Origin of the sequence: Pseudonocardia charpentierae (assembly GCF_031845345.1) — a bacterium.
Lineage (GTDB): Bacteria > Actinomycetota > Actinomycetes > Mycobacteriales > Pseudonocardiaceae > Pseudonocardia > Pseudonocardia charpentierae.
Genome location: NZ_JAVREJ010000001.1, coordinates 292,554 through 313,193, shown reverse-complemented (window position 1 = coordinate 313,193; position 20,640 = coordinate 292,554). Strand labels below are relative to the sequence as shown.

19 protein-coding genes are annotated in these 20,640 nt (G+C 72.1%); 8 read left to right on the top strand and 11 right to left on the bottom strand.

What is annotated here, in order from left to right; all coding sequences use genetic code 11:
* Positions 1 to 102: 102 nt before the first annotated feature.
* The 3 genes from RM445_RS01495 to RM445_RS01485 form a co-directional block, all read right to left on the bottom strand.
* Positions 103 to 1,392 (bottom strand): hypothetical protein, encoded by a 1,290-nt coding sequence (locus tag RM445_RS01495; RefSeq protein ID WP_311554095.1) that lies wholly within the window; start codon positions 1,390 to 1,392, stop codon positions 103 to 105.
* Between the two features lie 236 nt (positions 1,393 to 1,628).
* On the bottom strand, positions 1,629 to 2,594 hold the full coding sequence (locus RM445_RS01490; RefSeq protein ID WP_311554094.1) for a DUF4142 domain-containing protein: 966 nt from the start codon (positions 2,592 to 2,594) through the stop codon (positions 1,629 to 1,631).
* 112 nt (positions 2,595 to 2,706) lie between these two features.
* Positions 2,707 to 4,029 carry a ferredoxin reductase family protein gene (locus RM445_RS01485; protein ID WP_311554093.1) on the bottom strand — a complete coding sequence of 441 codons (1,323 nt, stop codon included), beginning with the start codon at positions 4,027 to 4,029 and terminating at the stop codon, positions 2,707 to 2,709.
* 412 nt (positions 4,030 to 4,441) lie between these two features.
* Between RM445_RS01485 and RM445_RS01480 the strand changes: the two genes are divergently transcribed.
* From RM445_RS01480 to RM445_RS01465, 4 genes are all read left to right on the top strand, one after another.
* On the top strand, positions 4,442 to 5,131 hold the full coding sequence (locus tag RM445_RS01480) for a hypothetical protein (protein ID WP_311554092.1): 690 nt from the start codon (positions 4,442 to 4,444) through the stop codon (positions 5,129 to 5,131).
* Positions 5,128 to 7,632, top strand: a complete 2,505-nt coding sequence (locus RM445_RS01475) for an AAA family ATPase (RefSeq protein WP_311554091.1) — start codon at positions 5,128 to 5,130, stop codon at positions 7,630 to 7,632. The genes RM445_RS01480 and RM445_RS01475 overlap by 4 nt, the downstream gene beginning before the upstream one ends.
* A gap of 94 nt (positions 7,633 to 7,726) precedes the next feature.
* On the top strand, positions 7,727 to 8,392 hold the full coding sequence (locus RM445_RS01470) for a TrmH family RNA methyltransferase (protein ID WP_311554090.1): 666 nt from the start codon (positions 7,727 to 7,729) through the stop codon (positions 8,390 to 8,392).
* 147 nt (positions 8,393 to 8,539) lie between these two features.
* Complete coding sequence (locus RM445_RS01465) at positions 8,540 to 9,706, top strand: glycoside hydrolase family 76 protein (RefSeq protein WP_311554089.1); 1,167 nt, start codon at positions 8,540 to 8,542, stop codon at positions 9,704 to 9,706.
* Between the two features lie 6 nt (positions 9,707 to 9,712).
* Here the strand turns inward: RM445_RS01465 and RM445_RS01460 are convergent, their stop codons facing one another.
* From RM445_RS01460 to RM445_RS01445, 4 genes are all read right to left on the bottom strand, one after another.
* Complete coding sequence (locus RM445_RS01460; protein WP_311554088.1) at positions 9,713 to 10,447, bottom strand: DedA family protein; 735 nt, start codon at positions 10,445 to 10,447, stop codon at positions 9,713 to 9,715.
* 32 nt (positions 10,448 to 10,479) lie between these two features.
* Positions 10,480 to 11,130 (bottom strand): DedA family protein, encoded by a 651-nt coding sequence (locus RM445_RS01455; protein WP_311554087.1) that lies wholly within the window; start codon positions 11,128 to 11,130, stop codon positions 10,480 to 10,482.
* A 123-nt stretch (positions 11,131 to 11,253) separates the two neighbouring features.
* A complete protein-coding gene (locus tag RM445_RS01450; protein WP_311554086.1) occupies positions 11,254 to 11,922 on the bottom strand; it encodes a hypothetical protein in 669 nt (222 codons plus the stop codon).
* Positions 11,923 to 11,944: 22 nt separating this feature from the next.
* A complete protein-coding gene (locus RM445_RS01445) occupies positions 11,945 to 12,514 on the bottom strand; it encodes a SigE family RNA polymerase sigma factor (protein ID WP_311554383.1) in 570 nt (189 codons plus the stop codon).
* Positions 12,515 to 12,808: 294 nt separating this feature from the next.
* Between RM445_RS01445 and fbaA the strand changes: the two genes are divergently transcribed.
* The 4 genes from fbaA (at position 12,809) to RM445_RS01425 (ending at position 17,049) form a co-directional block, all read left to right on the top strand.
* A complete protein-coding gene (gene fbaA / locus RM445_RS01440) occupies positions 12,809 to 13,843 on the top strand; it encodes a class II fructose-bisphosphate aldolase (RefSeq protein ID WP_311554085.1) in 1,035 nt (344 codons plus the stop codon).
* Positions 13,844 to 13,871: 28 nt separating this feature from the next.
* Positions 13,872 to 14,285 (top strand): DUF3151 domain-containing protein, encoded by a 414-nt coding sequence (locus RM445_RS01435; protein WP_311554084.1) that lies wholly within the window; start codon positions 13,872 to 13,874, stop codon positions 14,283 to 14,285.
* Positions 14,286 to 14,383: 98 nt separating this feature from the next.
* Positions 14,384 to 15,400 (top strand): FUSC family protein, encoded by a 1,017-nt coding sequence (locus tag RM445_RS01430; protein WP_311554382.1) that lies wholly within the window; start codon positions 14,384 to 14,386, stop codon positions 15,398 to 15,400.
* 173 nt (positions 15,401 to 15,573) lie between these two features.
* A complete protein-coding gene (locus RM445_RS01425; RefSeq protein WP_311554083.1) occupies positions 15,574 to 17,049 on the top strand; it encodes a cation:dicarboxylate symporter family transporter in 1,476 nt (491 codons plus the stop codon).
* An 80-nt stretch (positions 17,050 to 17,129) separates the two neighbouring features.
* Here RM445_RS01425 and urtE read toward each other — a convergent pair whose 3' ends face one another.
* Genes urtE through urtB form a run of 4 tightly spaced genes read right to left on the bottom strand, consistent with a single transcriptional unit; the run spans position 17,130 to position 20,597 of the window.
* Positions 17,130 to 17,822 (bottom strand): urea ABC transporter ATP-binding subunit UrtE, encoded by a 693-nt coding sequence (gene urtE / locus RM445_RS01420; protein ID WP_311554082.1) that lies wholly within the window; start codon positions 17,820 to 17,822, stop codon positions 17,130 to 17,132.
* Entirely contained in the window at positions 17,822 to 18,601 is a 780-nt protein-coding gene (urtD, locus tag RM445_RS01415; protein ID WP_311554081.1) for an urea ABC transporter ATP-binding protein UrtD, read from the bottom strand. Before urtD ends, urtE begins: the two co-directional genes overlap by 1 nt.
* Positions 18,598 to 19,716, bottom strand: a complete 1,119-nt coding sequence (gene urtC, locus RM445_RS01410; protein WP_311554080.1) for an urea ABC transporter permease subunit UrtC — start codon at positions 19,714 to 19,716, stop codon at positions 18,598 to 18,600. The genes urtD and urtC overlap by 4 nt, the downstream gene beginning before the upstream one ends.
* Complete coding sequence (gene urtB, locus RM445_RS01405) at positions 19,713 to 20,597, bottom strand: urea ABC transporter permease subunit UrtB (protein ID WP_311554079.1); 885 nt, start codon at positions 20,595 to 20,597, stop codon at positions 19,713 to 19,715. The genes urtC and urtB overlap by 4 nt, the downstream gene beginning before the upstream one ends.
* Positions 20,598 to 20,640: the final 43 nt, after the last annotated feature.

Genomic DNA, 20,640 nt, shown 5'->3' with positions numbered 1-20,640 from the left:
GCCGAGCTCGGGGCCGAGCCCGGAACGGAGCGAACGCGGCGTTGGGTGCGGTAGATGCACCGAACGCCGCGTTCGCTCAGTCACTTACGCGGGTGGTGGCCGTCAGCCGGCCGGCGGGGCCGCCGACTCCGCGGGAGCCGCGGCCGACGTGGCCGGGTCCGCGGGCACTGCGGCGGCGTCGGCGGGCGCCGGGATGGCCGCCACCCCACCGTCCGGCTTCTGCGTGGCGGCTGCCTGCTCCTCGGCCTGGACCTGCTTGGCCTCGTCGGCAGAGGCGTCCGCGACGTCCGCCGCACCCGCCGCAGCCGGAGCCAGGGCGGCGTCCGCCGCTGCGGCGTTGTCGACGCGCTGGCCGCGGCCGACCACGAAGATCCGGACGGAGTCGATCGCCGGCGTCTCGTTGGCCCGCGACATCATCGGGGTGCGGTGCGAGCCGTCACCGGCCCACGAGGTGCACTGGAGCACGCCGGCCGTCTTGATGCCGGGAACGTCGATGGTCACGGTGTCCGGCTTCGCACCGCCGCCGTTGTCCTGGGTCGCGAGGAAGAACTCGGGAGCCTTCCCGGAGTCGGGAGCGCTGCGCGTCGACGACAGGCTGCGGCACGCGGTGTGGAAGTGCCCGCGCTGCAGCTTGTCGGCGTTGAGGAACGAGCTCTCCAGGTAGTAGCCGCCGGCGGCCGCCCCGAGGAACCGGTCACGCACCAGGTTGCGCGTGCTGACCTTGAGCTGGAACTTCTCGCCGACCCGCACGAACCGCGGCGCGCCCGTGATGAGCAGCGACGGCAGTTGGTCCTCAGGGGCGATCTCACCCATGGCGATGTCCACGCACTGCGCGTCTGCCGACTGGAAGCCGGTGTGTGCCGGCAGCTGGCTGTCCGCGCAGCGCTGGCCGAGGACGTCCAGGCCATTGTTGGGCCCCGCGGCCGGGGGAGCCGTGCTGGTCGCGGTCCCGGAGGTCGCGGCGGTGGAGGTCGCCGAGGTCGCCGTGGTCGGCGCGGTGGTCGTCGTCGAGGTGGCACCCGTCGGGGCCGTCGTCGCGGTAGTCGTCTGGTTGCCGCGTCCTCGCCCGCGTCCGTCCTCGCCACGGCGCCCGTCGTCCCCGCGGCGTCGCTCGCTCGCGACCCGCTGCGCCTCGGCGGTGGAGGCGGTGGCTGCTGCGGCCTCGTCGGTCGTCGGCGTCGATGACCTGGTGCTGCCGACCTGGACGACCTGGTGCTCCTGGACCGGCGCGTCCATGTTCATGCCGTCCATGTGCCCCGAGTGGCCGGTCATGTCCATCTGGGCGGGGCCGCCGTAGTCGCAGGCCGTCGGCGCGATCATCACGGCGACCGCGGCCGCCGAGATGGCGATGACGCGGCGGACTCGCCGCGGGCGGGATGTGGGGTGCTGCATCGGTGTGCCTCGATCGGGGTTGGGGCCGTGACCGTGTGGCGCGGGCCTGGGGAGCTGTCGCCGGGGAGCGAAGTGCGGGGAGCGGACTTGCGGTCGAGCGACTTCTCGATGGAGCCGGGTGCTGGGGAGCGGACGGCGTGGGGTGCGCGGCGGAAGCGGGGGAGCGGGCCGCGCGGGTCGAGCGGGTCGAGCGGGTGGTGCGGGGTCGTGCCGTGGAACTGTCGGTCGATGAGCGGCTAGCGGCGGACGGCGTGCCGTCCGCTGTCGCTCACCCGGGATCTCGGGATGCCGCGACCGGCGGTCGGTACGTCCGGGATCCCGCCCGGGGGTGTGCCCGGTGAGATCACGGGATGGGCGCCGGACGAGGTCGACGTCCCCGACCGGGCCGTGCTCAACGCCTCCGGCAGCGCGATCAGCGCCGCCGCCGTGGCCACCCGGGGAGCGGCGGCGGTCACCATCGGCGGGAGCGTCGACTTGCCGGCCTTGCCGGCCTTGCCCCGGCTCCGCACGTTCGCGGCGATCAGGGTGGCGGCCAGCAGGCAGGCGATGAGGACGAGGCCCGGCACCAGCAGGTCGGTCCAGTTGGCCGAGCCGGACAGCAGGCCGGGCGACTGCGGCTCGGGCAGTGCGGAGTAGTCGACCAGCCCGGTGGACTCCAGGTAGCCGATGTGCCGGGTGACGTACGCCGTGCCGTCGGAGGCGAACTCGCGGACCAGGTCGTTGCGGGTGCTGATCCGCACCTCCGCGAGGATCGGCAACACGATGCCGTGGGCCTCGCGCAGCCGCTGCACCGCGGTGCGGTCGTAGTCCGCGCCCGTCTTGGACGCGATCTCCTTCATCCACCCGATCTGCTGGGCGCTCGGGCTGGCCGGCAGCGGCACGCCGAGCTTGTTGGCGATGTCGCGGGTCTTCTGGTCGAGGTCGGTGTGCTCGGCGGAGATCTTCCGCCCGGCTTCCTTGACCGCCGGGCTGGTGCCCTGTTGCTGCACCTGCTGCCCGGTGGACATCTCCCACAGGCAGGCGAGGCGGACCTTCACGATCAGGTCACGGTCCGCGGGGGAGAGCGGACCCCATTGCGTGGCGACGACCCCGGACATGCCGGGCATGCCGGCTGTCCAGGACTGCCAGATTGTCGCGCCGACGGCGAGGATCACCGCCACCACGACGGCGCGACTGAGATTGCGGGACGTACGGCGTTGCATCGGAACCCTTCGGAGAGTGCTTGGGGAGCGAACCGGGGGTTTGTCAGGCGGTGTTCGACAGGGCGGTCACGCTGTATCGGATAGGGCGCTCACGCCATGTCGGATAGGGCGCTCACGCCATGTCGAACTGTTCGGTGTGGACGCGGTGTTCAGGCACGCCGAGGGCGTCGAGCGCCTCGAGCGTGTCGTGGATCAGCCCGGGAGGGCCGCAGAGGAAGTAGTCGAGCTGCGCGGGCTCGTGCTCGCTGCCCAGGACGGTCGTGAGCAGCCCGACGTTGATCTCTCCGGTGTGGCCGTCCCATCCGGGGTGGGGGCGCCGGAGCACCTCGGTGACCTCCAGGTCGAGCTCGTTGCGGAGCCAGCCGAGCTCGTCGCGGAAGAGCACGTCGTCCCGGTTGCGGGCGACGACGACGAGCCGGTGCGGTCGGGGGTCGCGGCGGTCCGCCGCCGCGCGCACCATGCTCATCATCGGGGTGATGCCGACCCCGCCGGAGATCATGACGACTCCCTCGACGGAGGAGACGTCGCTGGTGAACGAGCCGTGCGGGCCGTCGACCCACACCGGCTGCCCGGGGCGCAGCCGGTTGATGCCGCGGGTGAAGTCGCCCGCGTTGCGGATCGTGAACTCGACCCGGCCCGGCAGGTGCGGCGACGAGGCGATCGTGAACGGGTGCTCCTCGGCGGTGACCGACCGGGTCAGCCGCAGCCACGCGAACTGGCCGGGCGCGAAGTCCCAGCTGTCCTCGTCGTAGCCGTTGCGGGCGGCGAGGCTCACCGTGGTCACGGTGGACGACTCGCGCCGCACCTCGGCGACGACGAACTCGGTCGACGGGTCGAGCAGCGTCCGCCACAGCCACCGGTGCGCGAGCACGCCGGTCACCGCGACGGCCAGCAGGACGAAGATCGTCCACAGGGCGGGCACGTTGACGAGGTGGTTGAGCAACAGCACGTGCAGCGCCGATCCCACGAGCGTGGTGACCGCCAGCAGCACGTGGATCCAGCGCCACACCTCGTAGCGCTGCTCGAGCCGCCGCCGGGCGACGGCGAGCACGACCAGCATCACGAGTGCGGCGGTGGCCACGGAAGCGGCCTTGGCCGGCGGGCCGTTGAGCGCCGGGTCGAGCAGCGCGACCTGTGCCGGGTTCATCGCGACGACGCTGGCCAGGTGCAGCAGCACGAGCACGGCCGCGGACATGCCGAGGAAGCGGTGCACGTCGAGGATGTCCTCGATGCCGAACGCCCGTGTGAGCGACCGCACCCGGGAGGGGAGCACGGCCGCGCACACCAGACCGGACAGCGCCAGCAGGCCCGTGACGTCCGCCAGCTGGTTCCACAGCGGCAGAGGGCCGGAGGTGGCGAGGCGCACCGCCACCGGCACGGCCAGGACGGCGCCGAAGACGGCCAGCCATCCCGCTCGCACAACACGCTGAGTCATGGCCGGGGACCGTAGGTCGGGATGATCGGTGGTTCCGAACCCTGAGAGCTTGGTGAGATGTGCGCACCCTGTGAAACGGCGAGTGGTAGCAACTCCGCCATCTGCCCCGGAATATTGCTCCGTCTGCCGGTTAACGTTCTCAGGGCGGGTGCCGTAGCGCCTCAGCGGTGACCCACTGTGACCGCTCGCCGAAGCCGGACGGTCGATTGCCGATCATGTCGACCGGTCGGCGTCGTGGCCCGTCGACGACCGGCCCGACCACTTCACGTCAGCGGGTGGGCATACCCGGCACCATGGTGCCGGAAAACCGTCCGGATGTCCCCCGAAACGTTCTCGCAACCCCCGCGAGGAGGTCCGGGGCTGCGTTCGTGGCGCATACTCGACATCACAGGTCGGTCACGCGGGAGGTCGGATGCCGATCCGAGAACGGCACAGGAGTTCCCCGGGAACCACCAGGGCACTGCTCCTGTTGTCGGTCGCCGCCCTCATGGCGCTGGTCGGCTGCGGGGCACCGGAGTACACGTACGTCACCAACTCGACGGACCGCACCTACCTCAAGGTGCCCACCACGTGGCGCCCGATCGACGAGAAGGCGATGGACGACGCGATCGGGTTCGACCCGACGCTGTCTGAGGAGGAGCGCGGCCTGTGGTTCGAGGGCTACGACGCGGACGTCGCGCCGTCGCCGGTGCACCTGTTCGGCCCGAGCGCCGCGGTACCGGCGGCGTTCGTCGGCGTGCAGCAGGTTCCCGAGGCCGCCCGCGGCCAGTTCTCCCTGGACCGGCTGCGTGATCTGTTCTATCCGGTGTCGCCGTCGGCCCAGGAGGCCGCCTCGCTGGACCCGACGGGGGGCGTCAGCGATTTCGTCCTGGTCAGCGACGAGGTGCTCACGCCGGGCAACGGCCTGCGCGGGGTGCACTCGGTGTTCCGGTACCGCGTGGGCGAGGGGCCGATGCAGATGATGGACCAGACCGCGTACCTCAACGACGACGCCAGCAAGCTTTACATGTTCTTCGTGCGCTGTTCGACAGAGTGCTACGAGCAGCGCCAGAAGGAGATCGGCACCGTGGTCTCCTCGTTCACCGTCCGGGAGAGCCCATGATCGACCGATCCGACCTTCCGGGGTCCGACCTGCCGGGGTCACATCACCCGGGGGTTGGCCTCGCCACGGACGGGCTGCCCGCGCCCTCCGATCCGCCCGCTGCAGCGGCGCCACCCCCGCGCCGGGCCACCCGGCCGAAGGCGCCGCTGTGGCACCGCATCCGGCTGCTGCTCCTGCTGGGCCTGATCTGGCTCGTGGTCGTGTGGGCGGCGATGGCGGACAACCCCCTGCTGCCGTTCGTCGACGCGGTGCGCATCCACGTCGTCGAGTCGCAGTGGCTGCTGTGGCTGATGGGCCTGGAGCTGCTGCGCCAGATCCACTACTTCGTCAGCGAGCGCTCGGCCGGCTACCACCGGTTCTGGGCTCACGGGGTGTTCGGCGGCTTCGACCGGGCAATGAAGCGCCGGTTCTCCGACTGGACGCGGTTCCGGCTCGCCCGGATGGTCAAGTGGATCGCGTTCATCGTGCTGTTCGCGGTGGTCGCCGGGCAGATCCTCGACACCTCGCCGCTGCTGGCGTTGTTCGCCGCGCCTGCGCTGTTGTGGCAGGCCCTGCCGATGATCCTGCAGCTGGCCTTCGCGTTCTTCTTCATCGCGTTCCAGTTCATCGGGCTGTTCTGGCTGCTCTCCCGGGGCGGTGTCGACACCTACTACCCGGACGACATCAAGACGCGCTTCTCCGACGTCTGGGGCCAGGACCACGTGGTCCAGCGGATCCGCGAGAACATCATGTTCCTGGAGAAGCCGGACGAGATCGAGGCCAAGGGCGGCTACGTCCCCGGCGGCATCCTGCTGTGGGGGCCTCCCGGTACCGGCAAGACGCTGATGGCCGAGGCGGTCGCCGGTGAGACCGGCAGGCCGTACGTCTTCGTCGACCCCGGCGCGTTCATCAACATGTTCATGGGCGTCGGGATCCTCAAGGTCAAGTCGCTGTTCCGGAAGCTGCGCAAGCTCTCGCTGCGCTACGGCGGCGTGATCGTGTTCTTCGACGAGGCGGACGCGCTGGGCAACCGCGGGTCGCTCGGCGGGACCGTCCCGGGCGGGGCCCGCGGCATGCGGCCGCCGGCCTTCGCGCACGCGGGCTGCCACGGCTTCTCCTACCTGTCGGAGGACACCCGCTCGCTGCTGACCCGCGAGGCCATGGCGTCGGCCGGGCGGGCGGGCGGCGGCACCGAGGAGCCGGAGCGGCGCAGCCGCTTCGTCATGGGCGGCGGGATGAACGGTGGCGGCGGTGGCGGCATGGGCACGCTGCAGGCGCTGCTCACCGAGCTGTCCGGCCTCAAGAAGCCCCGCGGCATCCTCAACCGCTGGGGCCGGCGGGCGCTGGGCATGCGGCCGAAGCCGCCGCCCAAGTACCGGATCCTCGTGATGATGGCGACGAACATGCCGGAGTCGCTGGACGAGGCGCTGCTGCGGCCGGGCCGCATCGACCGCATCTACCGGGTCGGCTACCCGAGCAAGGCCGGCCGGATCAGGACCTACGAGGGCTACCTCGACAAGGTCCCGCACGAGGTCACCAGCGACGAGCTCGACAAGCTCGCCACGATCACCCCGTACGCCACCGGTGCGACGATCAAGGACCTCGTGAACGAGGCCCTGATCACCGCGATCCGCGACGGGCGCGAGGTCATCAGCTGGCGCGACCTGATGAAGGCCAAGCAGCTCAAGGACCTCGGGCCGCCCGAAGACGTCGAGTACATCGAGCGCGAGCGGCACGCCGTCGCCGTGCACGAGGCGTGCCACGCCGTGGTCGCCTACCGCACGCGGCAGCACATGGAGATCGACCTCGCGACGATCGAGAAGGGCAGCGACTACCTGGGCATGGTCGCGAGCATCCCGCCGGAGGACCAGTTCACCCGGTGGCGCTCCGAGTACGAGGCGGACATCCTCGTCTCGCTCGCCTCGCTGGCCGGCGAGCGGATGTTCTTCGAGGGCGACTCGTCGTCGGGCGTCTCCGGCGACCTGGAGTCGGCCACGGCGGTGGCGTCGTTCATGGAGGGCTACTGGGGCATGGGGCACACCGTGTCGTCGTACTCGACGGCCCGGCGCCTCGAGGTCGGCAGCCCGGGCGGCGGCCGCGGTGGCCCGCAGAAGGGCGAGAGCACCGAGAAGGTGCTCCGCGCGGCGCTGGCCGACCGGATCGAGGACCAGCTCGCCGAGCTGCTCGACCGGGCCGAGGCGATCCTGCAGGAGAACCGGACGTCCGTGCTCGCCATCGCGCACGCCCTGGAGACCCACAAGACCCTCACCGGCGAAGACATCGAGGCCGTCGTCGAGGGCCGTGAGGGGCTCACGGTCGACGGGCGGGTGTACCGCGACCCTGGCTTCATCTCCAGCCTCGAGGACTACCACGCCGCAGCGGCGGGGGCGCACCGCGGCCACACGTCGGTGAAGCTCGCGCTGCCCGCGGGCGGGCGCCGGGCCCTTCCTGCAGCGGAGGAGGGCGACACGGCGGCGGCCACCCCGGCACCGACGCCGTCGCCGTACGAACCGCCGCGCTGATCCCGGATCCACCGGACAACGGACGGCACGCCCGTCGGACACGCTCCGACCGGCGGGCCGTTCGTCGTCTCGGGTGGACGGGCATCATCGGCTCGTGACCGACACCGAAGACGCGCACGCGCCGGGAGCCACCGAGTGGGCCGTGCCCGGGGCCGTCGGGGTCGGTCCGTGGGCGGGCGAGTGGCCGTCCGACGAGCGCTACGACCCCGAGCTGCTCGCCCACGGCGACCGGCGCAACGTCGTCGACGCCTACCGCTACTGGCGCCGCGACGCGGTCGCCGCCGACCTCGCCCGGCGCGGCCACCCGTTCCACGTCGCCATCGAGAACTTCGGCCACGACCACAACATCGGCACGGTCGTCCGCACGGCCAACGCGTTCGCGGCGGCGGGCGTGCACATCGTCGGGCGGCGTCGCTGGAACCGGCGCGGGGCGATGGTCACCGACCGGTACGTCGCCGTGCACCACCACGCCGAGGTCGACGGCCTGACCGCCTTCGCCGCCGCGCGCGGGCTCGTCGTGGTGGCCGTCGACAACACGCCCGGCGCCGCCCGCCTGGAGACCGTGGTGCTGCCGCGGGAGTGCGTGCTGCTGTTCGGCCAGGAGGGTCCGGGTCTGTCCGACGCCGCGCGGGCCGCCGCCGGACTGACGGTGTCGATCGCGCAGTTCGGATCCACCCGTTCGGTGAACGCGGGCGTGGCCGCCGGGATCGTCATGCACGCCTGGGTGCGTGCGCACGCGGACCTGTCCAGCGCGTGGTGACGTCCGTCGGGCGACGCACAGGGATGCCCGGATCGAGCAGCCTTGACGGGCTCGCCACACTGTCCGTCTCACAAGGATGTTGATGATCGGTAACGCTTCTCGACGCGCGGGCCGGGTTTCCGACACCCTTGCACGGAGGGGGGCGACATGGTGGAGGGACCGGTGGGTGCGACGGGCGGGGGCGCGGGTGATTCCGTGCCCGATCCGCTCGGCTCCGACACGTACCTGAGCGGCCGGGTCGCTCCGGACGTCGACTGGGCCGCCCGCGCCGCGGCGGCCGAGCGTGCGGTCGTCCGCAGGCACCTGCGTCGCCTCGCCGGGGTCGTGCCGGGCACGCGGATCGGCCGGATCCGCTGGCCACGGCTCCCGCCCGTCAAGCCGTGGCCCTGGCACTACTGGTGGCAGGCGCACCTGCTCGACTGCCTCGTCGACGCCCAGCTGCGCTCCCCGAGGCCGGAGCGCGCCGACACGATTGCCGCCGTCGCCCGGACCGTCCGGCTGCGCAACCTCGGTTCGTGGACGAACGACTACTACGACGACGTGGCGTGGTTCGGCCTGGCCGTGCAGCGGGCGGGCACCCTCGCGCGGCGGTCCGCGCGCCCGGCGCTGGGTGCGATCACGTTGCAGCTGCGCACCGGGTGGAGCACGGACGGCGGCGGCGGGATCTGGTGGCGACGCGGCGACGACTTCAAGAACGCCCCCGCCAACGGCCCCGCGGCGATCCTGCTCGCCCGCGGCGGCCACGTCGCGCTGGCGGGGTCGATCACCGACTGGGTGCACGACACGCTGCTCGACCCGGCGACCGGGCTGGTCCGCGACGGCGTCCGGGTACGTCCGGACGGTGCGGTGCGCGCGGTCGAGGGCACCACGTACACCTACTGCCAGGGAGTCCACCTCGGGGCCTGCGTGGCGCTGGCGGAGGTCGACGGTTCCCCCGGCGCCGAGCGCTGGGCGGCCCGAGCGGCCGCGCTGCTCGACGCGGTGGACGCGAACATGGTCGGCCCGGACGGGGTCGTCCCGGGCTACGGCGACGGCGGCGACGGAGGCCTGTTCAACGGGATCCTGGCCCGCTACCTGGCCGACGCCGCACTGCGCCGCCCGGAGCTCGCGCGGACGGCCTCGCGCGTCGTGCTGGCGAGCGCCGCAGCGGCCTGGGAGGGCCGGCTGGAGGTCGGCGGCGGGCCGGTGTTCGCGCAGGACTGGCGCCGGCCGGCCCGCGCACCCCGGCCGGGACGGGCGGAGGCCGACCTCTCGGTGCAGCTCTCGGCGTGGATGCTCCTGGAGGCCGCGGCGGCGGTGCAGCGCGCCGGCTGAGGGCTGTCAGGACGCGTCGGAGGGGCGCTCGTCGTCGGGGCCCGTCCGCTCGCGAGCGGCCGCCTCGTCGCGGAACGCGTCTTCGGGGTGCGCGGCGTCTTCGTCGATCGGGCGGCGCATCTCCTGCCGGAAGCGGTAGAGGCCCACGGCGCTGCCGAGCACGAACCCGGCCACCGCCAGCACCGCCGCCACGGGCTTGAGCCACGGCACCGCGTCGAGCAGGCCCGCCCCGTAGTAGCCGAGCAGGATCAGCGTCGGTACCCAGCAGGCCGCGCCGACCGCGTTCGCCGTGATGTAGCGGCGGTTGTCCATCCGGGCCGCGCCGGCGATCATCGGCGCGAGCGTGCGGATCCAGGGGATCCACCGGGCCACCACGATCGCCCAGAAGCCCCAGCGCTCGAAGAACGCGGTCGCCCGGGCCAGGTTCGCCCGGTTGAGCACCCGGCCCTCCTTGCGGGCGAGCATGCGGGTGCCGGTGTAGCGGCCGGTGACGTAGCCGACCTGGTTGCCGACCACCGCGACCGCCGTGGCGACGCCGCCGAGCAGCCAGGCGCCGGACTCGTGCCCGTGGTCGGCCAGCAGCACACCGGCCGCGAAGAGCAGCGAGTCGCCGGGCAGGAAGAGGCCGAGGATGAACGCGCACTCGAGGAAGACGAACACGAGCACGACGACCCAGACCGTCGCAGGCCCGGCGTCGCCGAGGAACGGCAGCGCCAGATCGGTCACCACGCCGCCGTCCACACGTCCGAGGGTAGCGACGCCGGCGCCTCCGCTCAGGCCGGTCCGGTCGGATGCGTACGACCGCGGCGGGCCCGCACCACCTCAATGATCACCGGCAGCACCGAGATGAACACGATCGCGATGAGCATGAGCTCGATGTTCGCCTTGACGAAGGCGAACTGCCCGAGCCAGAACCCCAGCAGGGTGACCCCCGCGGCCCAGGCGACACCGCCGATGAACGAGTAGGTCAGGTAGCGGCGCGGCTCCATCCGGCCCACGCCGGCCATCACCGTGATGAAGGTGCGGACGATGGGCACGAACCGGCCGAGCACGATGGCGCGGTTGCCGTAGCGGTCGAAGAACTCCTGGGTCTTCGCCACGTGGTGGGGCTTGAACAGCCGTGACTGCGGCTTGTCGAACACCGCGGGCCCGGCACTGCGGCCGATCCAGTAGCCGGTGGCGTTGCCCAGCACCGCCGACGCCACGAGGAGCAGGCACATCACCCAGAGCGGGGTGCGGATGGCGCCGCTCGCGACGAAGAGGCCTGCGGTGAACAGAAGGGAGTCGCCCGGCAGGAAGAACCCGAGCAGCAGGCCGCACTCGGCGAAGATGATCAGCGCCAGTCCCACGAGAGCCCACGGGCCCAACCACGTCAGGATCGTGTCGGGCTTGAGCCATTCGGGGCCGAGCGCAAGAGCGGTCACGACGGGCAACGGTACCGACGTGCCGGAACGTGTCCCGCCGCGGGCGGATCGGTCATCCCGACGGGACGGCGACGCGCCCGGATCGTGGGAGCCGCCGGCGTCCCGGATACGGACGGTCGCCGCTCAGCCCAGGGCGGGGAGCAGTCCGGGCTCGAGTACCGACAGCAGGGCGAGCGCGCAACCCAGGAACGCCCCGACGATCAGCCCGACGATCAGCGCCACCCGCACCCGGGTGTCCAGGAGTGGCGGGCGCGGCGCCGCCGGCGCGGAGCCGGGCAGCGGGTGTGCGGGAGCCGACGGGGTGGCCGGCTGCTGGGTGGTCGGGGCTCCGGCCAGCCCGGGCTCGGCGGTCGCGACCTTGGTGGTGGGCAGTTGGTCGTCGCGCGGACGGGCGCGCTGGCCGCCGCTGTGGCCGGTTCGGCCGGGCGGCGGTGCGAGGTGAGCCGCACCGCCGTGCAGGGCGGCCCCGGCGGGGCGTTGCGGACCGGATTGGCCCCCGCGTCCGTGCGGCCCCGACTGCCCGGCCGTCGACGGTGCTCCGGCACCGCCGCGCCCCGGTGCCGACGCGGGTGCCGGCTGCGCCGGGGCGGGGCTCGAGCCCACGGGCTTCTGCCCGGCCTTGCGGCCCGCGGGCTTCTGGACGGCACGCTTGGGAGTGGTGGGCTTGTGGACGGCGGGTGGTGCGGGTGCCGGGGCGGACCGGGCCCCGAGGGACGCCTGCGCCCGCAGGGCCTCGGAGAGACGGCGCTCGGCCGCACCCCCCTCGCCGTCGCGGCTGGTCCCTCTACTCAACGCCGGCCCCGTTGCCCATCGCTCAGCCCCTCCCGGGCCGACCGGCCATCGCCCGCTGCACGGCGTCCAGCGCGCGGCTGGCCGTCGACTTGACGGTGCCCCGGCTGATCCCCGTGGCGTCGGCGATCTCCGCCTCGGACATCCCGCCGTAGTAACGAAGCACGAGCACCTCGCGCTGGCGCGGCGGCAGCGTGCCGAGCGCGTCGACGACCGACTGGTGCTCGGCCGACAGCATCGCCAGCGACTCCGCGGAGCGGGCGTTGACCTGGTGCGGCGGGACGTAGTCGCGCGCCGTCCGGCGGCGGCGCAGCACCGACCGCGAACCGTTGACGACCGCCGTGCGCAGGTAGGCGACCGCCGCCGCCTCGTCGCGCAGCCCGGCCCAGTGCCGGTGCAGGCCGGTGAAGGCCTCCTGTACCACGTCCTCGGCCGTGCTCGGGTCGTCGACGAGCAGCACCGCGAGGCGCACCATCCGCATGCGGTGGTCGCGGTAGAGGTCGGCGAGGTTGCGCGGCTCGGCCGGAACCGGCGTCCCCGGCGGGGGCGGTGCGACGGACGGGCCCCGGGCGTCGAGCGCCCGCAGCCGGCTCAGCGTCTGCTCGACCGCGCTCTCGGCACCCTGGTGCCCAGGGGCGTGAACACCCGGGTACGCACGGTGGTCCGCGGTACGGCCCGGGTTGCCGTCGCGCTCGAATCCACCACCGATCACCCGTGCAGCCTAGCGAGTGCGGCGCGGACGTCTGACGGCGTAGGTCCCGTCGCGGACGGGTGCCCTCGGGGCGGCCCGTCGAGCGACTCCCGCTCTCCGGTGGACGGCGACCCCGTGACGACCCGCGTGGGGAATACTGCGCCTGGAGAAGCCGACGACGTCGAGGAGGGCTCGGCCGTGCCAATCGCGACCCCCGAGATCTACAACCAGATGCTGGACAGTGCCAAGAGCGGCGAGTACGCCTACCCCGCGATCAACTGCACGAGTTCGGAGACCGTCAACGCCGCGCTGCGCGGCTTCGCCGAGGCGGGGAGCGACGGGATCATCCAGTTCTCCACCGGTGGAGCGGAGTTCGGCTCCGGCACCCGCGTGAAGGACATGGTGACCGGCGCCTCGGCGCTGGCCGAGTTCGCCTACGTCGTGGCCGAGAAGTACCCGGTCAACATCGCGCTGCACACCGACCACTGTCCGAAGGACAAGCTCGACAGCTACGTCCGGCCGCTGATCGCGCTGTCGCGCGAGCGGGTGGACCGCGGCGGGAACCCGCTGTTCCAGTCGCACATGTGGGACGGCTCGGCCGTGCCGCTCGACGAGAACCTGAAGATCGCCGCCGACCTGCTGGAGCAGGCCGCGAAGGCCCGGATCATCCTCGAGATCGAGGTGGGTGTCGTCGGTGGCGAGGAGGACGGCGTCGCCCACGAGATCAACGAGAAGCTCTACACCACACCGGCCGACTACGAGGCCACGGTGGACGCGCTGGGTTCCGGCGAGAAGGGCCGCTACCTGCTGGCCGCGACCTTCGGCAACGTGCACGGCGTCTACAAGCCGGGCAACGTCAAGCTGCGCCCGTCGGTGCTGAAGACCGGCCAGGACACGGCCGTCGCCAAGCTCGGCCTTCCTGACGGCAGCAAGCCCTTCGACCTGGTGTTCCACGGCGGCTCGGGCTCGCTGCTCGAGGAGATCCACGAGGCGATCTCGTACGGCGTCGTGAAGATGAACATCGACACCGACACGCAGTACGCGTTCACGCGCCCCATCGCCGGGCACATGTTCACCAACTACGACGGCGTGCTCAAGGTCGACGGGGAGATCGGCAACAAGAAGGTCTACGACCCGCGGACCTACATGAAGTCGGCCGAGCTGGGCATGGCCGAGCGCATCACCCACGCCTGCGAGAACCTCAAGAGCGCAGGCAGGAGCCTGGGCGTCTGAGCCGTCGGGGGCCGGGCAGGATGGAGCCATGAGTCTGCACGGCAACCTGCTCGGTCCCGAGCCCACGCTGCTGCCCGTCGATCCCGCCGTCGCCGAGCTGGCGGCGGGCGCCGACCCGGTGAAGGTCGCCGCCGCTCACCCCGCATCCAGCGCGGCGTGGGCGACGCTGGCCGAGGCGGCGCTCGCCGACGGCACGCCGGTCGCGGCGTACGCCTACGCCCGCACCGGCTACCACCGGGGCCTCGATCAGCTCCGCCGATCGGGCTGGAAGGGCTTCGGACCGGTGCCGTGGGCGCACGAGCCCAACCGCGGGTTCCTGCGTGCGCTCGCCGCGCTGCACCGGGCCTCCGCCGCGATCGGCGAGCTGGAGGAGGCGGAGCGGACCGCGACGTTCCTCGCCGACTCCGACCCGGCGGCGCCTGCAGCGCTCGACCTGGGGTGATCCGACCCGGCCGCGTCACACCGCGGCGGGTCGCCGCCGACGTGTCGCGCCGGCTGCGTGCCTCTCTGCATCGCCTGCGGACATCCGCCTTGCCGATCGTGCAGTGCGGGCTGGCCGCGGGCGGAGCATGGCTGGTCGCGTTCGACCTGGTCGGGCACGAGCGCCCGTTCTTCGCCCCGATCGCGGCGGTGATCAGCCTCGGGGTGTCGCTGGCGAACCGGCTGCAACGGGCCGTCGAGCTGGTCGTCGGCGTGAGCTTCGGTGTCCTCGTCGGCGACCTGCTGATCTCGGTGATCGGCAGCGGCTGGTGGCAGATCACGCTGGTCGTCACCCTCGCCGTGGCGGGGGCGGTCTTCGCGAACGGCGGCACGCTGCTCGTCAACCAGGCGGGCGCCTCCGCCGTGCTGGTGGCGACCCTGTTGCCTCCGGGCCAGGCCGGCGGGATCGACCGCTGCGTCGACGCCCTCATCGGCGGCCTGGTCGGGGTGCTGGTGGCCGCCGTGATCCCGTCCGATCCGGTCGCACCGGTGCGCCGCACCTCCCGGACGCTGCTCGACGAGCTGGCCGCCGTGCTGCGCGGGGTCGGCGACGCCCTGCGTGACCGCGACGCCGACGGCGCCCTGTCCGCTCTGGAGCGCGCCCGGCGCACCCAACCGCTGATCGACAGCCTGCGCGGGGCGTTGCACGGCGGCCGCGAGGTCACCACGGTGTCGCCGCTGCACCGCAGGCGCCGCCGGGTGCTGGTGCGCTACGGCGAGCTCGCCGAGCGGTCCGACTACGCCATGCGCAACACCCGCGTCCTCGCCCGCCGCGCCTACACCGCGCTGCACGACGGGGAGCCGGCGGTTCCGGACCTGCCCGACGTCCTCACCGAGCTGGCGGGCGCCGTCGACAAGCTCACCGCGGAGCTCACCCGCGAGGGTGATCTCTCCAGGGCGCGGGTGGCGGTCGTCGACGTCGTGGCGCACGCCAAGGTCATGTCGGACGACGCGGCGGACCTGCTGGGCACCTCCGAGCAGGTGCTCGTGGCCCAGGTCCGCTCGATCGCCCTGGACCTGCTGCAGGCGACGGGGCTCTCCCGCGACGAGGCGCGGACGGCGATGCGCTCCCGCTAGTGCACGAGCTGCCGATGACGGCAGGGATCGCATCCGGCAACTGGTGCACGCCGACCCGCGGACGTAGCGTGCAGACGCCGGGTATGACGTGCGTCACGGACGCGCACTTCGGGTAGTCGGTGCCACATTCGGGCGGGTCGCGTCGTACCCGTCATCGAGGTCGGGAGGGTTTCATGGCCGAGGCCGCCGCACCACCCCAGGCCGCCGCACCAGGGGCGCCACCGAAGAAGCGCCTGGTCACCCAGCTCTGGTTCTGGGTGCTGATCGGCATCGCGCTGGGCATCCTGGTCGGCCTGGTGGCCCCCGGGTTCGCCCGGCAGCTCAAGATCCTCGCCGACCTGTTCATCCAGCTCATCAAGGTGGTGATCGGGCCGGTCATCTTCTGCACGGTGGTGGTCGGGATCGCCTCGCTGGGCAACCTGGCCCGCGCCGGCGGCCTGGCGCTCAAGGCGCTCGGCTACTTCCTCGTCGCGACGGTCATCGCCCTGTTCCTCGGCCTGCTCGCCGGCAACCTCGTGTCACCCGGCTCCGGATTCCAGGGGCAGCCGTCGCAGGCGCAGCTGGACGCGGCGAACAAGTCCGTCGAGACCGGCTCCGAGGAGACCGGCCTGTCCGCGTTCCTGCAGAACGAGCTGTTCCCGACGAGCTTCCTGCAGCCCTTCGTGGACAACAAGGTGCTGCAGGTGCTGGTGCTGGCGATCCTCACCGCCTGCTCGATCAGCATGCTCTCCACCCGGATGCGCGAGCGGGCCGTCGCGGCGATCGACGGCATCGCCAAGGTCATCTTCGGCATCATCAAGATCATCATGTGGGCGGCGCCGCTCGCCGCGTTCGGCGGCATGGCGTTCACCGTCGCCGCCTTCGGAGCCTCGTCACTGGCCAACCTCGGCCTGCTGATGCTCACGTTCTGGGGCACCTGCGCGATCTTCATCGGAGTCGTTCTCGGCACTGTGTCGGCGTGGGCCGGGTTCAACGTGTTCAAGCTGATCCGGCTGATCAAGGACGAGCTGCTGATCATCGTGGGCACGTCGTCGTCGGAGACGGTGCTGCCCCGGTTCCTGACCAAGCTGGAGTCGGCCGGCGCGTCCCGGCAGACCGTCGGCCTGGTGATCCCGACCGGTTACTCGTTCAACCTCGACGGCACCTGCATCTACCTGACCCTCGGCGCGCTGTTCATCATCCAGGCGGGCGGGGAGCAGCTGGGGGTCGGCGCCCAGATCGGGCTGGCTGCGCTGATGGTGCTCACGTCCAAGGGTGCCGCGGGCGTCACGGGCGCGGGTCTGGTCACGCTCGCAGCCTCGCTGCAGGCCTTCGGCGGTCAGTTCTTCAGTCCCGAGGCGATCGCGGTGGGCATCGCCCTGATCGTCGGGATCGACCGGGTCATGAGCGAGGGCCGTGCGCTGACCAACGCGATCGGCAACTGTGTCGCGACCCTGGTGATCGCCCGGTGGAACGGGGAGCTGGACCGCGAGCGGCTGCGGGCGGTGCTCGACGACCCGTCGCTGGTCGAAGACGACATGGAGCTGCACCACGGCAGCGGGCCGGACGACGAGGCGCCGGTCCACGACGCCGACGTCCCCGAGCAGCGGACCGCCGCCGAGACGGCCGAGAACGGCGCGCGCCGGGAGCAGCCCGTTACGCGGGCCTGAGCACGCGACCAGCATGTAGCGAAAGCGGCGTTCAGTGCGTTGAGTGCATCGAACGCCGCTTTCGCTACATTCCGCGCGGGTCAGATCGCCATCGCAGCCCGGACGTCCGTCGACGCCGTGGTGCCCCCCGAGCCCTCCGCCGTCACCCGGCCCGAGGCCAGCACGTAGTACCGCCCCGCCGCGTTCAGTGCGAACCCGACGTGCTGCTCCACCAGCAACACCGAGAGCCCGCCGCGCCCCGTCAGGGCCATGATCGTCCGCTCGATCTCGGACACGACCGACGGCTGGATGCCCTCCGTCGGCTCGTCGAGGATCAGCAGTCGTGGTTCGGTGATCAACGCCCGGGCGATCGCCAGCTGCTGTCGCTGGCCCCCCGAGAGCAGGCCGGCGCGGCGGGTCAGCAGGTCGCGGAGCACCGGGAACAGGTCCAGGGCCTCGTCGATCAGGGTCTGGCCGTTGCGTTTCCCGTCGGCGACGACCTGCAGGTTCTCCGCCGTCGTCATCTGCCCGAACGACTGCTGGCCCTGCGGGACGTACGCCAGCCCGCGCCGCACCCGCTGGTGCGGGGCGAGCCCGGTGACGTCCTCGCCGTCGAGCAGGATCCGCCCCGCCCGCACCGGCAGCAGCCCGACCGCAGCCCGCAGCAGCGTCGTCTTGCCCGCGCCGTTGTGCCCCATCACGGCCGCGACGCCGTCCGCGGGCACCTCGACCGTCACGCCGTGGATCACCGAGGTGCGGCCGTAGCCCGCCTCGACGTCGAGCATCTGCAGCATCAGGAGACCTCCGTGCCGAGCACTGCCGCGACCTCGTCCTCGGAGTGGTGCCCCGGCCCGAGGTAGACCTCCTGTACGCGCGGGTCGGCCTGGACCGTCGCCACGTCGCCCTCGGACAGCACCTTGCCCGCGTGCAGCACCGTCACGGACTTCGCGAACGACCGCATGAAGTCCATGTCGTGCTCGACGATGACGACGGTGCGGTCCTCGGCGATGCGCTGCAGCAACCGCCCCGTGTCGGCCTTCTCCTCGGCGCTCATCCCGGCCACCGGCTCGTCCAGCATGAGCAGCTTCGCGTCCTGCACCAGCAGCATCCCGATCTCGAGCCACTGCTTCTGACCGTGCGGCAGGATGCCCGCGGGGATGTCGACGAGGTCGGAGAGCCCGATCGTCTCCAGCGTCGCCGCCACCTCGTCCGGCACCCCGGACCGGCGGCGCATCAACGTCAGCGCGCTGCGGCGCCTCCCGGCCGCGATGTCGAGGTTCTGGAGCACGGTGAGCTCCTCGAACACCGTCGCCGTCTGGAACGTGCGCCCGACTCCGAGCCGGGCGATCCGGTGCACCTTCCGGCCGACGAGCTCGTGGCCCCCGAACCGGGCCGACCCGGTGGCCTTCACGAGCCCCGAGACGGCGTCGATCAGCGTGGTCTTGCCGGCGCCGTTGGGCCCGATGAGGAACCGCAGGTCGCCGGGGAGCACCGACAGGTTCACCGAGTCGACGGCGACGAAGCCGTCGAAGGAGACCGTGAGGTCCGTCAGCTCCAGGTAGTCCGCATTCATGCCCGTGCTCCCGTCGGCTCGGCGACCTCGGCCGGGTCGACCCGCGGCGGCGAGTTGCGCAACCGCGCCCGCAGCCCGCTCCAGACACCACCGAGCGAGGCCAGGCCGCCCGGCAGGAACGCGATCACCAGCATGAACAGGAAGCCCTGGATGTAGGTCCAGCCCGAGGGGATCGTCTCGGACAGCGCGGTGCCTGCCCAGGCCACCGCGATCGCGCCGAGCGCCGGCCCGAGCAGCGTGGTCCGCCCGCCGATCGCCACTCCGATGAGGAAGCCGATCGAGGGGACGATGCCCACGTCGTTCGGCGAGACGATGCCGACGATCGGGACGAACAGCGCCCCGGCGATGCCCGCCATGAACGCCGCGATCATGTAGGCCACGGTCTTGACGTTCGCCGGGTCGTAGCCGAGGAAGCGCACCCGCTCCTCCGAGTCCCGGCAGGCCACCAGCAGTTCGCCGTACCGGCTCACCATCAGCTGGCGGGCCAGCGCGACCATCGCGAGCAGCACGCCGGCGGCGATGAAGAACAGCATCTGCTTGTTCAGCGGGTCGTAGAGGTTGAAGCCGAAGAAGCCGCGGAAGTTGTTCAGGCCCGTCGATCCGCCCGTGCTCGTCGGGTTGCCGACGAGCAGGATCGCGAAGGCGGCGGCGAGGGCCTGCGACAGGATCGCGAAGTAGGCGCCGCGGACCCGGCGGCGGAACGTCGCGAGGCCGAGCAGGCCGGCCACCAGCGCGGGCAGCACGAGGATGGCGAGCACCGTCACGAAGCCTGACCGGAACGGCTCCCACCAGCCGGGGACGCCGTCCGAGGAGATCAGCGCCATGAAGTCGGGCGTGCCACCGGGGCCGGCGTCGGCGAGCTTGAGGTGCATCGCCATGAGGTAGGCGCCGATGCCGAAGAACACGCCCTGTCCGAGGGTGAGCATGCCGCCGCGGCCCCAGGCCAGGCCGATCCCGACGGCCACCATCGCGTAGCAGAGGTACTTGCCGAGCAGGTCGAGCCGGAAGGGCGACAGCATGAACGGGGCGACGACGAACAGCAGTACCGCGGCCACGACGAACCCGCCCAGCACCGCCCATCCGCTCCGCAAAATCCCGGATCGATCACTGCTCACGCGAGGCTCCTCGTCTTGAGCTGGTAGATGCCCTGCGGCCGGACCTGCAGGAACGCCACGATCAACGCGAACACGATCACCTGGGCGATCGAGGCTGTGGTGGTGTACTCGGCCCAGGCCGACACGATGCCGAGCACGAACGCCGCGATCACCGCGCCCTTGATCTGGCCGATGCCGCCGACCACGACCACCAGGAAGGCGTTGATGATGTAGCCGGTGCCCAGGTTCGGCGAGATCGAGCCCATCAGCGTGACCGCGACGCCGGCGACGCCCGCGAGTCCCGACCCGATGAAGAACGTGAGCCGGTCCGTGGCCCGCGTGGAGATGCCGGCGCTCTCCGCGAGCGGCCGGTTCTGCACCGTCGCGCGGATGCGGCGGCCGAGCGAGGTGAACTTGAGGCCGGCGGCCAGCGCGGCGAACGCCGCGATCGACAGCACGAGGATGAACAGCCGCGACCGCGGGAAGGCGAAACCGAGGACCTCGACGGGGCCGGACAGCCACGCCGGTGCCGGCACGTCGACGCCCGCGGTGCCGAAGACGTCGCGGGCCAGCTGCTGCAGCACCAGCGCGACGCCCCACGTCACCAGCAGCGTGTCCAGCGGGCGGTGGTACATGCGGCGCAGCAGCGTCGCCTCGAGCAGCACGCCGAGCAGGCCGGCGACGACGAAGGCGATCGGCAGCGACAGCAGCAGCGACAGGCCGGCGCTGCCGAGGATCTGGTTGGTGACGTAGGCCGTGTAGGCGCCGGCCATGATGAACTCGCCGTGCGCCATGTTGATGACGCCCATCTGGCCGAACGTGAGCGCCAGGCCGAGCGCGGCCAGCAGGAGGATCGACCCCACGCTGAGCCCGTTGAACACCTGGGTGACCAGGACTCCCATGCGAGACCTCTCGGGACGAGGAACCGCGCCCGGCCGACTCGTC

Excerpts from the sequence above, each read along its gene's own strand:
- RM445_RS01495 (WP_311554095.1), bottom strand. The coding sequence starts at position 1,392 with ATGCAGCACCCCACATCCCGCCCGCGGCGAGTCCGCCGCGTCATCGCC.
- RM445_RS01490 (WP_311554094.1), bottom strand. The coding sequence starts at position 2,594 with ATGCAACGCCGTACGTCCCGCAATCTCAGTCGCGCCGTCGTGGTGGCG.
- RM445_RS01485 (WP_311554093.1), bottom strand. The coding sequence starts at position 4,029 with ATGACTCAGCGTGTTGTGCGAGCGGGATGGCTGGCCGTCTTCGGCGCC.
- RM445_RS01480 (WP_311554092.1), top strand. The coding sequence starts at position 4,442 with ATGCCGATCCGAGAACGGCACAGGAGTTCCCCGGGAACCACCAGGGCA.
- RM445_RS01475 (WP_311554091.1), top strand. The coding sequence starts at position 5,128 with ATGATCGACCGATCCGACCTTCCGGGGTCCGACCTGCCGGGGTCACAT.
- RM445_RS01465 (WP_311554089.1), top strand. The coding sequence starts at position 8,540 with ATGGTGGAGGGACCGGTGGGTGCGACGGGCGGGGGCGCGGGTGATTCC.
- RM445_RS01435 (WP_311554084.1), top strand. The coding sequence starts at position 13,872 with ATGAGTCTGCACGGCAACCTGCTCGGTCCCGAGCCCACGCTGCTGCCC.
- RM445_RS01425 (WP_311554083.1), top strand. The coding sequence starts at position 15,574 with ATGGCCGAGGCCGCCGCACCACCCCAGGCCGCCGCACCAGGGGCGCCA.
- urtE (WP_311554082.1), bottom strand. The coding sequence starts at position 17,822 with ATGCTGCAGATGCTCGACGTCGAGGCGGGCTACGGCCGCACCTCGGTG.
- urtD (WP_311554081.1), bottom strand. The coding sequence starts at position 18,601 with ATGAATGCGGACTACCTGGAGCTGACGGACCTCACGGTCTCCTTCGAC.
- urtB (WP_311554079.1), bottom strand. The coding sequence starts at position 20,597 with ATGGGAGTCCTGGTCACCCAGGTGTTCAACGGGCTCAGCGTGGGGTCG.